The 18,067-nt window shown below is 33.8% G+C and carries 19 protein-coding genes and 1 other annotated feature; of the genes, 5 read left to right on the forward strand and 14 right to left on the reverse strand.

Going from position 1 to position 18,067, the window contains the following annotated elements; genetic code table 11:
* Positions 1-45: 45 nt before the first annotated feature.
* Positions 46-1,257 (forward strand): MATE family efflux transporter, encoded by a 1,212-nt coding sequence (locus Q3907_RS04760; protein ID WP_301897496.1) that lies wholly within the window; start codon positions 46-48, stop codon positions 1,255-1,257.
* Positions 1,258-1,286: 29 nt separating this feature from the next.
* On the opposite strand, the gene Q3907_RS04765 is transcribed toward Q3907_RS04760, so the two are convergent.
* A complete protein-coding gene (locus Q3907_RS04765) occupies positions 1,287-2,222 on the reverse strand; it encodes a Fic family protein (RefSeq protein WP_295644580.1) in 936 nt (311 codons plus the stop codon).
* A 2-nt stretch (positions 2,223-2,224) separates the two neighbouring features.
* Positions 2,225-2,968: an esterase family protein gene (locus Q3907_RS04770; RefSeq protein WP_301897497.1), complete on the reverse strand. Its 744-nt coding sequence runs from the start codon at positions 2,966-2,968 to the stop codon at positions 2,225-2,227.
* Between the two features lie 109 nt (positions 2,969-3,077).
* Here Q3907_RS04770 and typA point away from each other — a divergent pair, with 109 nt between their 5' ends.
* A complete protein-coding gene (gene typA / locus Q3907_RS04775; RefSeq protein ID WP_003865225.1) occupies positions 3,078-4,907 on the forward strand; it encodes a translational GTPase TypA in 1,830 nt (609 codons plus the stop codon).
* Positions 4,908-5,323: 416 nt separating this feature from the next.
* Positions 5,324-5,875, forward strand: coding sequence for a PBECR4 domain-containing protein (locus Q3907_RS04780; protein WP_295644586.1), 552 nt, complete (start codon positions 5,324-5,326; stop codon positions 5,873-5,875).
* 560 nt (positions 5,876-6,435) lie between these two features.
* Here Q3907_RS04780 and Q3907_RS04785 read toward each other — a convergent pair.
* Positions 6,436-8,310, reverse strand: a complete 1,875-nt coding sequence (locus Q3907_RS04785; RefSeq protein ID WP_301897498.1) for a DUF2207 domain-containing protein — start codon at positions 8,308-8,310, stop codon at positions 6,436-6,438.
* The gene (locus tag Q3907_RS04790; protein WP_301897499.1) at positions 8,291-8,836 is read right to left on the reverse strand and encodes a LemA family protein; all 546 of its coding nucleotides are present in this window, start codon (positions 8,834-8,836) and stop codon (positions 8,291-8,293) included. The genes Q3907_RS04785 and Q3907_RS04790 overlap by 20 nt, the downstream gene beginning before the upstream one ends.
* Before the next feature lie 71 nt (positions 8,837-8,907).
* Here Q3907_RS04790 and Q3907_RS04795 point away from each other — a divergent pair, with 71 nt between their 5' ends.
* Entirely contained in the window at positions 8,908-9,717 is an 810-nt protein-coding gene (locus Q3907_RS04795; protein ID WP_301897500.1) for a hypothetical protein, read from the forward strand.
* A 76-nt stretch (positions 9,718-9,793) separates the two neighbouring features.
* Here Q3907_RS04795 and Q3907_RS04800 read toward each other — a convergent pair whose 3' ends face one another.
* From Q3907_RS04800 to Q3907_RS04815, 4 genes are all read right to left on the reverse strand, one after another.
* On the reverse strand, positions 9,794-10,492 hold the full coding sequence (locus Q3907_RS04800) for a hypothetical protein (protein ID WP_301897501.1): 699 nt from the start codon (positions 10,490-10,492) through the stop codon (positions 9,794-9,796).
* A 363-nt stretch (positions 10,493-10,855) separates the two neighbouring features.
* A complete protein-coding gene (locus Q3907_RS04805; protein ID WP_301897502.1) occupies positions 10,856-11,353 on the reverse strand; it encodes a transcription termination/antitermination NusG family protein in 498 nt (165 codons plus the stop codon).
* Positions 11,354-11,458: 105 nt separating this feature from the next.
* Positions 11,459-14,089: an alanine--tRNA ligase gene (gene alaS, locus Q3907_RS04810; RefSeq protein ID WP_301897503.1), complete on the reverse strand. Its 2,631-nt coding sequence runs from the start codon at positions 14,087-14,089 to the stop codon at positions 11,459-11,461.
* 33 nt (positions 14,090-14,122) lie between these two features.
* Positions 14,123-14,318: a binding site (T-box leader), on the reverse strand.
* A gap of 9 nt (positions 14,319-14,327) precedes the next feature.
* On the reverse strand, positions 14,328-15,608 hold the full coding sequence (locus tag Q3907_RS04815) for a PLP-dependent aminotransferase family protein (RefSeq protein WP_301897504.1): 1,281 nt from the start codon (positions 15,606-15,608) through the stop codon (positions 14,328-14,330).
* 95 nt (positions 15,609-15,703) lie between these two features.
* On the opposite strand from Q3907_RS04815, the gene Q3907_RS04820 reads away from it, so the two are divergent.
* Positions 15,704-16,201 (forward strand): ECF transporter S component, encoded by a 498-nt coding sequence (locus tag Q3907_RS04820; RefSeq protein WP_367881494.1) that lies wholly within the window; start codon positions 15,704-15,706, stop codon positions 16,199-16,201.
* 31 nt (positions 16,202-16,232) lie between these two features.
* Here the strand turns inward: Q3907_RS04820 and Q3907_RS04825 are convergent, their stop codons facing one another.
* The 6 genes from Q3907_RS04825 to Q3907_RS04850 are packed head-to-tail and all read right to left on the reverse strand — an operon-like array spanning position 16,233 to position 17,987.
* Complete coding sequence (locus Q3907_RS04825; RefSeq protein ID WP_295562177.1) at positions 16,233-16,532, reverse strand: hypothetical protein; 300 nt, start codon at positions 16,530-16,532, stop codon at positions 16,233-16,235.
* A gap of 21 nt (positions 16,533-16,553) precedes the next feature.
* Positions 16,554-16,823, reverse strand: coding sequence for a response regulator (locus Q3907_RS04830; RefSeq protein WP_301897506.1), 270 nt, complete (start codon positions 16,821-16,823; stop codon positions 16,554-16,556).
* On the reverse strand, positions 16,801-17,064 hold the full coding sequence (locus Q3907_RS04835) for a hypothetical protein (RefSeq protein ID WP_295757795.1): 264 nt from the start codon (positions 17,062-17,064) through the stop codon (positions 16,801-16,803). The genes Q3907_RS04830 and Q3907_RS04835 overlap by 23 nt, the downstream gene beginning before the upstream one ends.
* Positions 17,045-17,287, reverse strand: a complete 243-nt coding sequence (locus Q3907_RS04840; RefSeq protein WP_301897507.1) for a hypothetical protein — start codon at positions 17,285-17,287, stop codon at positions 17,045-17,047. Before Q3907_RS04840 ends, Q3907_RS04835 begins: the two co-directional genes overlap by 20 nt.
* On the reverse strand, positions 17,272-17,709 hold the full coding sequence (locus Q3907_RS04845; protein ID WP_301897508.1) for a hypothetical protein: 438 nt from the start codon (positions 17,707-17,709) through the stop codon (positions 17,272-17,274). The genes Q3907_RS04840 and Q3907_RS04845 overlap by 16 nt, the downstream gene beginning before the upstream one ends.
* A 32-nt stretch (positions 17,710-17,741) precedes the next feature.
* Positions 17,742-17,987 (reverse strand): hypothetical protein, encoded by a 246-nt coding sequence (locus tag Q3907_RS04850; RefSeq protein ID WP_301897509.1) that lies wholly within the window; start codon positions 17,985-17,987, stop codon positions 17,742-17,744.
* Positions 17,988-18,067: the final 80 nt, after the last annotated feature.

Here is an 18,067-nt window from a genome sequence, read left to right on the forward strand (position 1 = left end):
CTTAATAAGAATTTATCACTGCCACTATCCCGTTAACTTAACTTAATGACATTGGCTGTTTCCCTTGTCGATTCATTAAACATTTTGATCATCAATATATTTGCCGCCATGGCAACTGGAGGCGCCATTATCTGCGCCCAATACTTAGGATCCAACCAAAAAGAAAAGGCCAACCAAGCCTTGAAACAATTGATTTTTTCCGTGACTCTTATTTCTATATTAATTACAATTCCCTGCATTCTATTCAGAAAACCATTACTTACGTTAATTTTTGGATCCGTAGAAAAAAGTGTAATGGACAATTCATTGAGCTACCTATATATCACAGCTTTATCCTATCCCTTCATCGCTCTATATAATGCGGGTGCTGCAAGCTTTCGAACTAGCCAAAATTCAAGACTTCCCATGGCCATTGCGTTTGGCTCTAACATTCTAAATATACTCGGAAATATCTTTTTCATATTTACTCTAAGTTTAGGTGTTTCAGGAGCTGCCTTGTCTACACTTCTTTCTAGAATCATCAGTGCACTTATTATCCTGCTCCTTTTAAAACAGCCCAAACAAGATTTATATATTGATTCCTATTTAAGTATCCGTCCAGAAATTGAAACAATCACAAAAATATTAAAAATAGGTATTCCAACCGGCATTGAAAACGGGATGTTTCAATTTGGAAAACTCGTCATTCAATCCACTGTATCTACAATGGGAACAACGGCTATTGCCGCACAAGCCATGGTGGCCATGCTAGAAAGCTTTGCCTGTCAAGCAAGCATTGGTATAGGCCTTGGTATGATGACAGTTGTTGGAAAATGTGTAGGTGCAAAAGAATACGAACAAGCTAGACACTATACAATTTTACTCACAAAATATGCATGGATAGCCTGCTTTATATGTTGTGCAATGATTCTCTTTCCAATCAAACAAATCACAAGTCTTGCTGGAATGGAAGCAGAAAGCGCGAAACTAGCGATTTGGCTAACACGCATTGTCTTCGCTTATAAAATGATTTTCTGGACACCCTCATTCTTACCAGGCTATGGCCTAAGAGCTGCTGGCGATGTGAAATTCAGTATGATCACATCCACTTTATCTATGTGGATTTGTCGAGTTGTAGTTACCATCTTTTTAGTTCATACTTTTCGCATGGGACCTTTAGCTGTATGGATTGGTATGGGGGCCGATTGGACAATTCGCTCATTCATATTCTTAGCCCGTTTTAAATCAAATAAGTGGCTTGAACATACAGTCATCTAACACAAAAGGAGTAGTTACACGCTACTCCTTTAAAACTCTAATTTGACTTTTTGGCTTTTGATTGACTCTAATGCATCACAAATATTGTTCTTTTCTGTTTCCCCAATGACTTGATCATCCGCTACAAGTTGATACATTCCTTCATCTATTTCAAACAAAACATATTGTTCATTTTCGTCAACAATCTTATTTTTTGACAACTCTTTTTGACCGAAATCTTTAAATATATCAAATTGTTCGCAAAGAGATGCATAAATATCTTGTTGCGTTAAAAGAGTATCAATTAAATAATTTCTTTCAAAATCCCATTCTTTTAAGCCACGAAGATAAAACGCCCGATCACGATCTAATAGTACAAATGGAGTCCGATTATTCTGTAGACATTGTTTAAACATAATCATCCGTCCAGTGCGTCCATTTCCATCTCCAAACGGATGTATTCTTTCAAAACAAACATGAAATTCTACAATATCTTCAAACGATAAAATCCCTTTATTTTGAAACTTTTCCAACAAAACATCTATTTCTGTTTCAACATCCGCTGGTTTTGTCGTTTTAAAAGGATTTATCAGCCCAATCCCATTTTCTCTTACTTTAAAACCACCTACATTATATGCTGGATTATCCTCATAAGACGTACCCCTTTTCAAAATCATATTCATTTGAATCATCATTTCTTTTGACAGAGGTTCATCCACAGTTTTTAACATATAATCAAACAACCGAAAATGATTTCGTGCTTCTAGTGCATCATCTAAAGGAACTAATTCTTTATCCTTAGGTTCAATAAACATATTATTTGTTTCAAATATTTGTTCTGTTTGATCCTTCGATAGTCTCGAACCCTCTATTTTGTTGGAATTAAACGCAAAATTAATTTGAGTCCAATGATAAATATTTCCTTTAACTTTCATGTTCATTTGTGAAATCAATTCATTTTTAATTGTTTTTACTTTATTTATCATACTTACGACTCCTTAAATATTTGCTCCATAAAATACTGTAGTTGTACCTTCCACCAAGGCCAGTCATGATAGACATCATAGCCCCAAAAATCACACCAAGTCTCGATGTGTTGATCATATAAAATGGTGCTGAATTGTCTTAAGGATTCAACACATTCTTGTTCCCAATCACCTTGTCCAACACAGAAAATCAATTTAGATTGTTTATACAATTCCATATAGGGATGATCTAAAGACATATTTTTCATGTAGGCACATGGATTATTATGATATGTATTTTCATCATGATAATCGCCATAGAATAATTCTGTATCATAAATACCAGATAGGGCTAATAAGGTATCGAATTGTTTAGGAAACCGGAAAATCAAATTTGCGGCATGCGTTGCCCCTAGACTTGCTCCAGTTACCATCCACTTTTCATGAATATTCATTTTTTCTTGAACACTAGGAATAAGTTCAGTCAAAATATATTCAAACCATAATTCATGTTTCAACATACGAACCTTTGTATTATAAGGATAGGACCATGTTTCTAAATCCAAAGTATCACACGTTACGATCGTCAATTGATTGGCTTCGATCCATTTAGAAACTTCATGAATCATGCCTCGATCTTCCCATTCAAAGAAACGTCCATTTTGACTTGGAATAGCCAAACACAACTTACCGCCTTGACCATAGATTTTATATTCCATTTCACGATCCAAACAATTTGAATACTCTTTTATATATTGTACTTGCATGGTGTTACCCCTTTCAGAAAATTTTTGTTTTATTATAGCACATTTTATTGAGTTTTAAGGTTTCTTGCTTTATAATTGTACTGTTTTTGACAGGAAAGTGAGTGACAGTATGTCCAATAAAGAAAAAATTCTTAACATTGCCGTTATCGCCCACGTTGATGCCGGTAAAAGTACGTTAGTTGATGCGTTTTTAAGACAAAGTGATGTTTTCCGTGACAACGAAGAAGTTGTTAACTGTATCATGGACTCAAACGATCTAGAACGTGAACGTGGAATTACGATTTATTCTAAAAACTGTTCCGTTATTCATAACGGTGTAAAAATTAATATTGTAGATACGCCAGGCCACGCCGACTTCTCAAGTGAAGTTGAACGTATTATCCGTACCGTAGATACAGTTATCTTATTAGTCGATGCTAGTGAAGGTCCAATGCCTCAAACTCGTTTCGTATTATCAAAAGCTTTGGAAATTGGATTAAAACCAATTCTATTGATCAACAAGATTGATAAGAAAGACCAAAGAGCTGAAGAAGTTGTCGATGAAGTTTATGAATTATTCTTAGACTTAAATGCGAACGACGAACAATTAGACTTCCCTATCCTTTATGGTGTAGCTAGAGAAGGACGTGTTCAATACGATCTTAAAACTCCAAGCGACAACATCGACCCATTATTCGACACAATCTTAAAACATTGTGATGTATATCCAGATATGGATGAAGAACCTCTTCAAATGCAAGTATCTGCCTTGGCATACGATGAATACATTGGTCGTTTAGGAATTGGACGTTTATATTCAGGTGTTTTAAAACAAGGACAACAATATATTCGTTGTAACCAATCTGGATTGAATGCCAAAGAAAGCTTATCAAAATTATTCGTATACAAAGGATTGTCTAGAACAAGTGTTCAAGAAGCACATTCAGGAGATATCGTTGTTATTGCGGGTATGCCAGATATCAGTATTGGTGATACAATCTGTACAGCCGATCACATTGAACCAATGGAACACATTGAAATTGAAGAGCCAACTCTATCTATGAACTTCCATGTTAACTCAAGTCCATTTGCAGGACAGAGTGGTAAGTACGTGACAAGTCGTAACTTAAAAGAAAGACTTGAAAAAGAACTAGAAGTAAACGTTGGATTAAAGGTTGAACCAACCGATTCAGCTGATTGTTTCAAAGTTAGTGGTCGTGGTGAATTACATATTTCCGTATTAATTGAAAATATGCGTCGTGAAGGTTATGAACTAGCTGTTTCTAAGCCAGAGGTTATCCTACACAAAGATGAAAATGGACATAAAGTAGAACCAATCGAAGAAGTTGTATGTTTAGCTCCAGAAGAATATTCAGGAACCATCATCAACAAATTAAATCTTCGTAAGGGTGTTATGCAAGACATGTCTGAAGAAAATGGATATGTTAAAATCGTGTATACAGCACCGACTCGTGGACTATTAGGTTTTAGATCTGAATTTATCAATGATACACACGGTGAAGGTACATTAGTTCGTCGTATCAGTGGTTATGAACCATATAAAGGAGAAATCGCACAACGTATGGAAGGTGCTATGATTTCAACTGAAACTGGTGAAGCAATGACTTATGCATTGTGGAACCTTCAAGAACGTGGTCAGTTATTCATTTCTCCACAAACACCAGTTTATGAAGGTATGATCATTGGTCAAAGCTCTAAAAACATCGACTTAGATGTAAACCCATTAAAGAACAAGAAATTAACTGCTATCCGTTCAAGTGGTCGTGATGAAGCTATGTTATTAACTCCACCAAAAATCTTCTCACTAGAAGAAGCATTAGAATGGATCAACGATGATGAATTAGTAGAAGTTACGCCAGATGCAATTCGTATCCGTAAAAAAGGTTTAACAGCTTTAGATCGTCGTAACTTATATCGTCAAAAGATGAATGCTCAATAAGGCTTGGATAATTCCAAGTCTTTTTTTTCAAGCAAAATAATCACTATGTATACTAAACAAAGAAAAGAAATATTCAAGTTGATGAACCCCCTGAAATTTTAAGCATTTATATAATCTACATTTGTTGTTGCTTATTTTTTTAAAATTGGTACAATAAAAGTGAAGGCAGTGATGTCTTTAGATGTAACTGGCATCTTAAAAAACTGTGGATATTGAGCCGTCCAAAAAGCTCAGCCTAGTGCTGTTATTACAGCGAGGGTGGCGACAACCAGTAAAGTCGTAGGTCATGGGTTGCCTGACAGACCCAGCCAATTGTTGTTTTTACAACGAGTCTGCGCAGTCAGAATGAAACCAGTTTAAGTGAAGACAAAAATGGATACAAATGTTGTATCCATTTTTTTGGAGTTAAAATATATATGAGAGTTAGTGATACGAGAAAACAAAGAATTATAAATTCATGTGTTGTTGGAGCCAGAAAATACAGTCGATTGGTCGGACATTATTTTGAACTTACCACCGAAGACAATCAAGTGTTCGAAATACAATTTAATAAAGATGATTTTAAACATTTAACTGGAATCTCTTCTTTCTTAAGTTCCAATGATTTTTACAAAAACTGTATAAATGGAATAATCACAAAACAAAACATTAATGATAATCAAAAGAAAGACTGGAATAGCATTAAAGGCAAGTTAAATATTATCGAAGAAATTGATGAAATGATCTACGGAAACATTAATGATGTACTTTTAGTCGATGTTTTGTATACTCAAACAAGAAATTTTCCTTTAGCCTTAAGAAATGACACTAAAGATTCTGCCGTTGCATTTATTGACTCCAATCTGCATGCAAGAAGCTTAAGAAAAGCTCGCCATTCATTAGAAGTGAAAGCAACTTATCAAATCAAAAGAATAAGAGAACGAAGAAAAAATGAAGAAACTTATTCTAGAACAATATATGAAAAGTAATGTCATTAAATTAAAAGACAGAAAACACTTATAGTATAAGAATTATCTGTCTTTTTCTTTTTAAACCTCTTTAGATTACACTCTAAAATCTTAAATATTCACCTTACACTTACGTTGTTTTTGTTGGAACTTTCATGTGTAGAATCCGAAGTTATTCTAAAATTAACAATCCTTTCGCAAATTTACACCTAAAACTTACGACGTATACGATGCTAGTACGAATTGAACACTTTTTTCAAAGACATTATCTCAACTGCCACCCAAACATGTTTATCAAAATTAAGTTTGCAATGGATCGTACAATTTCTAGTGAAAGAGAACCATTTAAAGTATAAGAATTATGCGTCTTTTTCTTTTTAAACTTCTTTAGATTATCTTAAATATTCAAAAAGAATTAAACTAAATGCTTATTTTATGATAATGAACATGTATTAGGGTGAAACCCCCGTATACTGAAGGTAGGCCTGTACGCCTACCCATTTCTTTTTATATTGAATACGAAAAGGTAGGTGCACAACACCTACCAAGTTACGCGGGCTCATCACCCAAATATTCATCTCTTACCAGCTTCCGCCGCCTCCGCCACCGGCGCCTCCACCAGAAAAGCCACCAAAGCTAGAGCCCATGCTATCGGCTGTACTTTTCATTTGTTCTGTTTGATAATCCAATAAATTCTCATGAATCGGTTCATACATACTTCTTGTAAGCATTCGATAATAGAAATAAGAAGTATATGGATCTGAATAATAAGAATCATACCAATCTGGTTGTGCCAAAGGAATCGTACTAAATTTCTTTGTCCACATCTCAGATAATCCAAAGACCATCGCATATGGAATGACATCATAGTAGTAGGATGGATTTTCCATAGATAGTTTTTCCAATTGTGGAACTTCTGCCTTTTCAACAAAGTCTTTAAAGCCTAATAACTCAGGAGCTACACTTTTGAAGTAGTTACTTACCACATTAAATTTAGAAACCAAAAGAATTGGTAGTGAAACAACCACAATGCCTATCATCATAAATTCAAATGGAACAAGACTTAGAATCGAATCACATTGTCGGTATATAAAGTATGCAAGAATTAAAATAAACGCAATACTCAAAATTTTCTTTAATACACCAAGTTTACTCTTGTTAAATACATTTATTGCAGCTGCAGAATAATTTAAGACCATCATAAGCACAAAGCTAAATGTTGCTAAAATGGTTTCAATCAAATTATCAAGGATACTATATCTTGTATTAAATAAGATACATACAATCATACAAATCAAGGCAAGAATGGTTGTCACAAAGCCATGATCAATAGTAGAAAGTTTTTTATCAGCACTAAATTCATTATTCAAAGCTTCTTTGGCATCATCTATAGCCTTACCAAACTTACTTGATAGTTTTGATAATTTCACACTATTTTTAGTTTTAAACAATCCATTATAAATTTTCTTTTGATGTTTTAAAATCGGCGGTTCATGATTCTCTTGCTTAGTAAGAACCAAATCATCCTCTTTTTCAGAAATGGTTAAATACCCCTTACTTGCCCAATATGGAATCAAGGCCATTAAATCTTCTTGGTCAACCGATTCATCGACAATGGTTCCAACCATAGCTGGATCCATATCTTTTGGTGGATAGAAATTTACAATCGGTGTGATATGCGTTTTCTTTAAAAGAAGAGCACGAATCAAACTGTATAGGCCAAATAAAATAGCTAAACCCAAAAAGATAAATGGGATCTTTGAAGTAGTTTGTTTGGCACCCACAAAATAGCCTTGTCTTAATTTACCAAAAAGAGTAATGGCTTGTTTAGCTCCAATATTATAAACATCTCCACTAATAGAAGTAGACGTAATAATAGGCATAACATTTAAATCATTGGATTGATTTCCTAGACTTCCACTAAAAACTTCAATATTAGACATCTCATCTTCTGTCAAAGCCTTTTCAAATTGCACATTAAAACTAAAATGATTAATTGTTGTATCCCAGTTATTTCCTAGTACAGAATAATAGATAAAATCTAAGTCTGAATGATAATCTTCTGGAATTACAATTTTATAAGTTAATGTATAGGTGTGAGGGCCAATGATCGTATAGTCTGCACTCCCTATTTGAATCACTCTATTTCCTGAATCACTATCTACTTCATACTCATCATTTAATACATTGATATCTTGAATTTTTAACTTATACTTTTCATCTCGATTAATATACATCGTTTCTGGAATATTACGATAGATTCCATGGCGATAACTACTAAAATTTACATCGATTACTTCTTTGACATCAATTGTATTATTCGAATTATATGTGGCATTCACCGCATAATTATCAATCGTATAGCCTCCATTATCCGCATATACATTGATACATCCAAAGCATAAAATAAATGCGAATAAGAAGGCCAAGACCTTCTTAAAATTTAACTTGAACATTTTCTCTTTCCGAAGCATTGGCCACTTCAAACATCGTTTTCTTTTCAAAATGGAATAATCCTGCAACAATATTTGTAGGAACACTCATAATCACATCATTATATTCACGAACTAATGCATTGTAGTATTTACGTGCATTGGCAATATCTTCTTCAACATGCTTCAATTGATTTTGAAGATCCATAAAATTTGTATTTGCCTTTAAATCCGGATATTGTTCAGCAACCGCAAAAATACCTTGGATAGCATTTGTGATTTTATTTTCACTATCCATAACATCCTTAGATGTTTTTGCCATATTTCTTTGTGCAATCACTGAACTCAATGTATCCGCCTCATGTTTTGCATAACCCTTTACTGTTTCTACTAAGTTAGGAATCAAATCAAAACGTTTCTTCAAATACACGTCCATTGTAGAAAAACCTTCATCTACTCTATTCGATAGACGAACAAGTCTGTTGTAGCTTGACATAAAGAACAACCCCAACAAAACTAAAATAACAACTAGAACAATAATTAAAATCATAGTCATATCCTCCTTGAAACAATTATACATTATTTGTGATAAAATTAGAAATGTAGAAAGGAATACTCATTATGTACAAATCTGTTTTAAAATGGCTTTTACCCATTCTTATTGGTTTATCAAGCTTCTATATGGTTGCACAAAAAACATCAACACCTAAGTTTCATGAACAATCCATTCAATATTTAGATGAAAAAAGAAATACAGTCATGACACTTGCCGCATCGAGTGCTGCCATCTCTACAGCCATTACCATTTTACCAGGAGATACAGGAACTCCCATTGCGAATGGCTTAGCGGATTTAAGTTCAAAATTCTTATTAGTTCTAGGAGCTATCTATTTAGAAAAATACTCTTTGACACTCACTTGTATGGTTACCTTTAAATACATCATTCCCCTACTCTGTTTGGCATGGCTAGTCAACAATGTCATAAAATGGGATTGGTTAAGGATTGTATGTATTAAGATTAGCATTATGGCCATAGCTATGTGTCTAATCGTGCCTTGTAGTGTAAAATTATCTAAAGCAATAGAAGCTACCTATGAAACAAGTATTCAAGAAACGATTGATAATGCCAACAACATCCAGAAGAAAATCAAGAAGGATAAAGAAAATAAAAATTTCTTTGAAAAAGTAGCTGAAAAATTTTCCTCAACAGCTCAAAAATATACCAAGATGTTTAATCAATCATTAAATAATTTCATGGAAGCAACAGCCATCATGATCGTAACATCTTGTGTAATACCTATTCTTGTAATCCTATTCTTCTTGTGGTTTATCCAAACGATTAGTGGTATGACAATAAACACAAAAAGACTTACAACATTCAACCCTGTTTCTAAAATACAAAAACAATTAATAAACCCAAAAGAAAAATGAATTTGGCATCTTCGGATGCCTTTTTTTAATGGAAAACAAAAAAAGTAGAAGCACTTCTACTTTTTACGAATATATATTACCAGTCTGTCGCAATATCTAATTGAGTATCTGAATTTTGCGTAAAACTTCCAGTATCACAGACGATTCCCTTTCCTATTGAAGTATCTACAATTGTACCCCTAGGATATTTATTCAAATCGGCTGCAACAATAACATAATCCCCCAACATCTTCGCACCATCTTCACGGATCCAGTATGCATCATTATTTCCCATACCACGCATAATGTCGATTACTCCTGACATATTTAAGTTGTAGTATGTTTCTTTACCACTTGGTCCATAATAAACACCGCCAGAGGCAGTAAGTGCATTCACATTACTAATGTATTGTGAAAAAGATGGCTTCGAATAAACGATTTGTGTAACAACATTATAATTATTTTGAATGAACTGTACATCATTCAATAAGTCTGGTTGTTCCATAATCATTTCTTCAACGCTCTTCGGCTCATCTTGTTTCTTGCGAGATTCTTTCTCGATATCTTGAATCTGTTTTTCGAATTCTTCTTTTAATTCTTCCGTTCCATTTTTTGTATCTACACGCATTAAGATATTTGAGTCTTTGCCATTTGACTTGGCATAAACCTTGCTTTCTTCCCCAATTACTGATGACGTTGTTAGTAATGTTAATGCTAGTGTGGACATCAATAAGCCTGAAACTAATCCTTTTCTAATTAAACTATTCTCTAAATTTTCTTCTTTTATAAAGTTCAAAACACCCTCCAATCTTCCCCTTAACCCTCATAAAATATGAGGCAATTGTTGCCAAAAAAATAAAACAACAATTCATACTATACACAATTCTTAAAAAAATGCAAATTTTGGCCCTAAAAAAAAGGCCGATTGATTCCAAAAGTGGCGAGAGCGACCCATTTAAAACAATATTTTCATTAAAAATTAATTTGCTTATTAATTTATTTAGAATATGCCTTAGACAAATTTAGCTCTGAGAAAGAGATAACCTTTAAACACTCATAGTGTTATCAACCCCATATCTATTAAAGCCAACTATTAGTCTATTCTGGTATTTGATTGCGGATTACCAAAAAATATGGACATGTTTTTAACATATCTATACTATTCTGGAATCGTAACTCCAACTTTCCATATTTGATTCAAGAAATTCAAATTCAATGTAGCCAAACGATTATGCTTATCATACTTCACAATATAATCATCCATATTCTTTAGTGGACCTTGAGTCACATGAATTTTTTTATTCACTAATTCACCATACGACATTCTTAGAACCTTTTTATCATCAAACATTTCAATACGAATCAAATAACGATCCGTTAAAGCGGAAATATCCTCTTCATATTTCAATTCATGAATAAAAACACTCTGCAAAGGAAACTTCTTAAAGATCGCATCCACTTCAACTTGAGAAAGTTTGCTCACCACAAATACATACCCACCAAATAAAGCTCTTTGTTGAATCTGTTTTGAAACTCTATGATAAAACTCCATCTTCGGACTAAAAGCGTAAATACCATCATTCTCATTCAAATATTTACATACCTCTTCTTCCTTAGAACGAATGGTCAATAACACATACCAATGTTCATTATTCATACGTAAAACCCTTTCAATACATACAAAATTATAAAATGTATGTTTCGTTATGTCAATTTTATGACAAACAAAAAAGGATATGCACATGGCATACCCTAATTATTTTTATAGATTTTTTAATTCTTCTGTGATCGCATTGATAGCTTCATTGACCTTAGAAGCATCCTTACCACCGGCTTGAGCCATATCTGGCTTTCCACCACCATTACCAGAACAAATTTGAGCAGCCTTCTTAACTAACTGACCCGCATGTACGCCAGCCTTAACAGCCTCTTTACCTGCACCAGACACAAAGACAACCTTTTCCCCATTTGTATTCACAAAGAAGACAACCATCTTGTCATCATTAGCCTTTAAGTTAGAAACGATATCTTTTAATGCACCTGCATCCATTCCAGAAACAGACTTGATCAATACATTGACTTTACCAAAGTCTTTAGCTTCTGTAGCCCATTCTTTTGATTTCAATGTAAAGATTTGGTTTTTCAAGTTATCAATTTCCTTTTGCATATCATGCATAGTCTTATAAGCAGCCTCAACCTTAGTATCAATATTCTTAATACCCTTTTGTTTAGCACTCACCGCAATATTTTCTAACATACTGTGTTCTTGCGCAAAATCTTCATAAGCCGCAAACTTCGTCTTAGCCGTAATACGACGAGAATCCGAACCAATACTTTCCTCACTAATGATTTTACATAAACCAATTTGAGCCGTATTTTCTACATGACATCCAGCACAGAATTCCTTAGATACATCACCCATTGTGACAACACGAACCGTATCTCCATACTTTTCATCAAACAATGCAGTTGCACCCGACTTTTTAGCCTCTTCAATAGGCATTACTTCTTTAGTAACTGGATAAGCTGCACTAATATATTCATTGACAATACGTTCTACTTCAGCCAATTGTTCAGCTGTCACTTTTTCATAATGATTGAAGTCAAAACGCAAGTATTCAGGACAGTTAAAAGATCCAGCCTGATGAATATGATCCCCCAATACTTTAACTAAAGCAGACTGCAACAAGTGTGTACAAGAATGGTTAGCCGTAGTTGCCAAACGGTCTTTGACATTCACTTCACCATGTAAAGACATACCCTTTTCTAATACACCACTATTGATTTTAACTGTATGGATATGTTGTTTATTACGCGTCTTTTGAACATCCAATACATCTACTTCTACACCATCCGCACTAAATGTTCCTTTATCGGCAACCTGTCCACCACTTTCTGCATAGAAACAAGTTTCATCTAAAATGATCATTCCTTCATCTTCTAAAGAATCAACCATTTTACCCTCAGCATTAAATAACGCAATGATCTTACCATCACAAGTTAAGTGATCATAACCAATAAATTCACTTGGCTCGTTGAAGTTCATCAACTCTTCATTTTGAGATGCAAAAGAATCCTTTACATTACGCGCATTACGAGCACGCTCTTTTTGTTTGTTCATCTGGGCATCAAAATCATCATGACTTACACTAATTCCACTTTCCTCGGCAATTTCTTGTGTTAATTCAAATGGGAATCCATAAGTATCATACAATTTAAAGACAACTTCACCACTCAACTTACCATCTTTAGCCTTGCTGATTTCTTCATCCAATAAAGCCTGACCAACCTTTAAAGTCTTTTTGAAAGTTTCTTCTTCAACCTTAATCAATTTTTGGTTGAATTCAACATGCTCTTGTAAGTAAGGATAGAAATCCTTCATTAAATCCGCAACAACAGGAACTAATTTATATAAGAATGGTTCATCTAAACCTAATTTTAAACCATAACGAACCGCACGACGAAGTACACGACGAAGTACATATCCACGACCACTATTTGAGAAGTTAGCCCCATCACTCAACGCAAAAGTTACTGTACGAACGTGGTCAGCAATTACACGGTATGCCATCTTGTATTCACCTTCATAAGGATGTTTAGCCATAGCTTCAGTGGCACGAATAATAGGCAAGAACAAATCTGTATCGAAGTTTGTTTCTCCATCCTGAACTAAGGCAACCAAACGCTCAAGACCCATACCTGTATCAATATTCTTTTGAGGAAGTTCCTTATAATCTTTACGATCAACACTTGGATCACAATCATATTGAGAGAATACGACATTCCATACTTCTACATAACGATCATTTTCCATTTCATCAAAGAATAATTTTTCTCCTAATCCTTCAGGATCATATTTTTCTCCACGATCAAAGAAAATTTCACTGTCAGGTCCACCAGGTCCCTTCCCAATTTCCCAGAAGTTATCATCTGTCTTTAAAATATGGCTAGGATCTACGCCACAAATTGTAGTCCATACTTCATATGCACGCGCATCATCTGTATATACAGAAACATACAATTTTTCCTTATCAATACCCATCCATTCTTCGCTGGTTAAGAATTCCCATGCGAATTGAATAGCTTCATCTTTGAAATAATCTCCAATCGAGAAGTTTCCTAACATTTCAAAGAATGTGTGGTGACGAGCTGTACGCCCAACATTTTCAATATCGTTTGTACGAATTGATTTCTGTGCATTCGCAATACGATTTGAAGCTGGTTTTTCACTACCATCAAAATATTTTTTCAAAGCCGCAACACCCGCATTAATCCACAATAAAGTTGGATCATTGTGAGGGATCAAGCTTGCGCCTGGTTCAATCATATGTCCTTTGGATTTGAAATAATCCAAGAACATCTGACGAATCTGATTACCTGTTAATTGTTTCATCTTTCTTTCCTCCAATAAAAAAACGCTCCTATTTCTAGGAACGTATAATTACGCGGTACCATCCTAGTTCATTTTCCAAAATAGAAAATGCCCTCAATTTACTCGTTAACGCCGACTACGTTTCAACTCCAAAGTAGCTTCAAAAATAAATCCATGAAAGGCTTTCACCAAGACGCCCTCTCTCTAAACAAGAAAATTACTTCCTACTTATCTTCTTCACTGTCGAATCGATAAAATTTTAACACTCTTTCAACAATTCTGCAAGACGAAACACACCACTAGCCATCAATTCTTTATCCATCGACGCAAAAGATAAACCAATTCTCTCATTTGAACAACTCAAACCTATGGAATTAGCTTCACACAAAGAATTAAAACGATTCAAATCAACATCTAAATCCAGCCAATAAGCCATATACGTTTCATCCAAAATAACAGGACAAGAAATATACTGATCTAATAAATTCTTTAAATATAAATGCTTCTCCTTATATTCACGAACCAATTTTCTTAAATGCTTTTGAAGATAACCATCCACAATATATTGCGTAAACGCAATCTGCTCCAATTTACTAGCCGTAGGACCAAAAAATGAAGCACTATACTTCTTTGTATATTCTTCATTTAAAATCATATATCCAATACGAAGACTTGGAAGTAAAAGACGAGAAAAGGAAGAAAAATATATTACATTCTTGTTTTTAGAACACAAACTCGTCTTGATTTTAGAAGCATACACCAATTCACCATTATAATCATCTTCCAATATCAAGATATTTTTCATATCCATAAGATTCTTTCGAATTCTCTCACTCATTGACTGACGATTTTTTGTGAAACAAGTTGTATTTACATATACAATATCTACTTCTCTATCGCAAATATCCTCAATAAAATGTTCAGGGCGCAAGTACTCCACATGAAATCCATACGATAAGAAAACTTGTTTAGCCTGCTCATCCACAAGTGTACTTAAACCAATCTTCTTATTCTTATCCAACATTCCACAAAAGATATATAACAACGATTGATAGTTTGAACCAATCACCATCTGCTCAGGAAAGCACAGAATATTTCGATTTTGGTATACATATTTGCATAAAGCCTGCCTTAAACCATATTCACCTTGAGCTAAACCATAACTTGACATCAACTTCTTATCATTTAAAACATTCTTGATATAACGTTTCCAAATCGTTGTCTCAAAAGAATCAAACGACACAGACTGAATGCGAAAGTCATAGTCATACACCTTCTCTTTATGATTTGACGAATAATCCAAGATTTCATGATGCAATAAAATACGCTCTGAATTCATACTCACCACATATCCAATCTTTTCCTGACTCGAAATAAATCCATCTAAAACAAGCTTATTATAAGCCGTTTCAACAGTCGTTTTCGATACATGCATCTTCTTTACACATTCACGAATGGAATCAACGCGATCTCCATATTTCAAAATACCCGAAAGAATCGACTCCTTATATGTGTTATAAATAACTTCATATTTTTTCATAAACTGTCCCCTATTAATTTTTTATTATTGTATATTTTTTTAAATACAGAAACAAGTATAATAGTCATTAAGTTGAAAGAAAGAAGGAAATGATTATGAAAAATAAACAGACTTATGAAATCATACTAACAGGACTAGGAATGGCCTTAGTATTTGTCGCAACCATGTTCATCAAAGTACCAAACGCATTAGATGGATATTTCAATCTAGGAGATGGATTCATCCTATTATTCGCTAGCTTTTTAAACCCTTTTGAAAGCTTCTTGATTGGAGGCTTAGGAAGTGCTTTAGCCGATGTTGCCGGTGGATACGGACACTACTTTTTCTTTACCCTAATCATTAAAGGAATTGAGGCAATCGTTGTATCTCTACTTATGAAAAACTATTCTAAACCTAAACAAATCGCAAGCTATACTCTAGGATCTGTCATTATGGTATTTGGATATTTCATTGCCAAATATATGTTGAAAGGAAGCTGGATCGTAGCTTGTAGTGAAATACCTGCCAATGTTGTACAAGGCCTTGCAGGAATCGTAATTGCCTTGATTGCATATCCGGTTGTTAAAAAAATCGTACAAGAAAAATTAGACTAAATGAAAACAGGATCCTATCGATCCTGTTTTATTATGCATCCACGTTTATGTACTTCAAACCGCCATATTTAACTTGAAACTTATAAATACTACACTTTAAACGAAGCCACTCCATTTCTGTAATGTTATTATTTCCAATACACTCTATAATCAAATTTTCAGATACCTTCAGACAATCCAATGTCTGCATCCACTTTTTATAATTTTTACTATTAGGTTCAACCGCCATGTCTATGAGCTCATCATACTTCACATTTATAGCCTTATATATAACTCGAACATGATCAATCGTAGGCATTTCGATAGTTTCAATATAATCAAAAAGTCTCATAATACATCCATCCCTTCTTTTCTATGGTTTCATAATACAACACACCATAAATTTTGTATAGAAAAAAGTGTCATACGACACGTATTTTAACAACATAGACATTATGGCCTTTTTAACACTCTTCGCATCAATTGGCTTTGAAATATGCCCATTCATACCGACTTGTAAAGCCATTTTTTTATCCTCATCAAACGCATTAGCCGTCATAGCCAAAATAGGAATGCTTGCCTTCTGCTTATTTTTAAAATGACGAATCATTTGCGTAGCACTATACCCATCCGTATTTGGCATTTAAATCATTATCTTCTGCCAACAATACTCGCCTACCTTTTAAAGCCAAATGAGAATGTTCCTTTTTGTTTAGATCATCAATATTTCTTGTTCCAATCACTACTGCTCGTGTACGATCCTTTTTCTTTACATATACTACACGCATTTGATGATATAATATGCCATCCTTTGCCATATATTCATAGGTCATTGAAAAATCATTTGTGTTTGTACAAAGTGCATCATAAGATAATTTCTTCACTCACCATCTTTGTGGCATAGGCTGGCAAAAATTTACACCAACGATTCTCATACTCACGACAAAAATTAGAATTGTGCTTTCCATCCACACTCACTTGGCGATAAGAAAAGATTTGTCCTTGTTCTAAATCCAATAGTAATACAAAAAAATATTCCTTACCTGAACCTTCAATGATCTCTCTTTGTAGTTCTAATACCTTCTCTTTTTTTATAATTTCATCCACAGACGAAAGGCCATCGTTACATTAAAATGATTTTTATCCTCATATAAAAACACAGCCTTCAAACTTATATTTACCACCCCATTTTCATTCGGATAAATCTGATCTTTTAATTCAAAATTTCCATTATCTCTTAATCTTTTCATTAAGGGTTCCCTAGACAATATATGTATATATTCTGGACAAGATTCATGAATCAAATAATGATCATAAAAATGATGCATACTTTCCGTATAACAATGACGATTCAACTTTGTAGAATACGCCTTTTCATCTTGTTTAATGATTTGTACCGTATTCTCTTTTAAATCACAGATAATTAATGAAGTATAATCTTTTGTTAGACTCGATAAAACATCATTCTTTTCTTTTTCATATATAACCGCAATATTTTCATGAAGAATATGATGATCTTCTATATCCATACTATCACTAATCCAATGATATCCATCCTTACCTAATATACGAAAAATTGATTTTGATTGTATATCCCGTGAATCATATTTAAAAATTTATTATCAAAATGATTAGCTAGCTCTTCTTTTGACCAGCCAAGAAACTCTAAAAACTTTTGGCTCACATACAAAAATGGATAGCCCTCATCCATTAAACATCGATGATATCCACCCATACATTGAGATATTTCATTTATGGTCAAAGGATTTAATCTTGCTTCATTATCTATCCTACAAACCCCTAACATTTATCATTCTCACTGTATCACATATTCACAATTTATGTGTATGCGCTTCATCTGAAAGTTAAAAAAATACCCAATATATG

The organism is uncultured Holdemanella sp., from assembly GCF_958348295.1.
Taxonomy (GTDB): domain Bacteria; phylum Bacillota_I; class Bacilli_A; order Erysipelotrichales; family Erysipelotrichaceae; genus Holdemanella.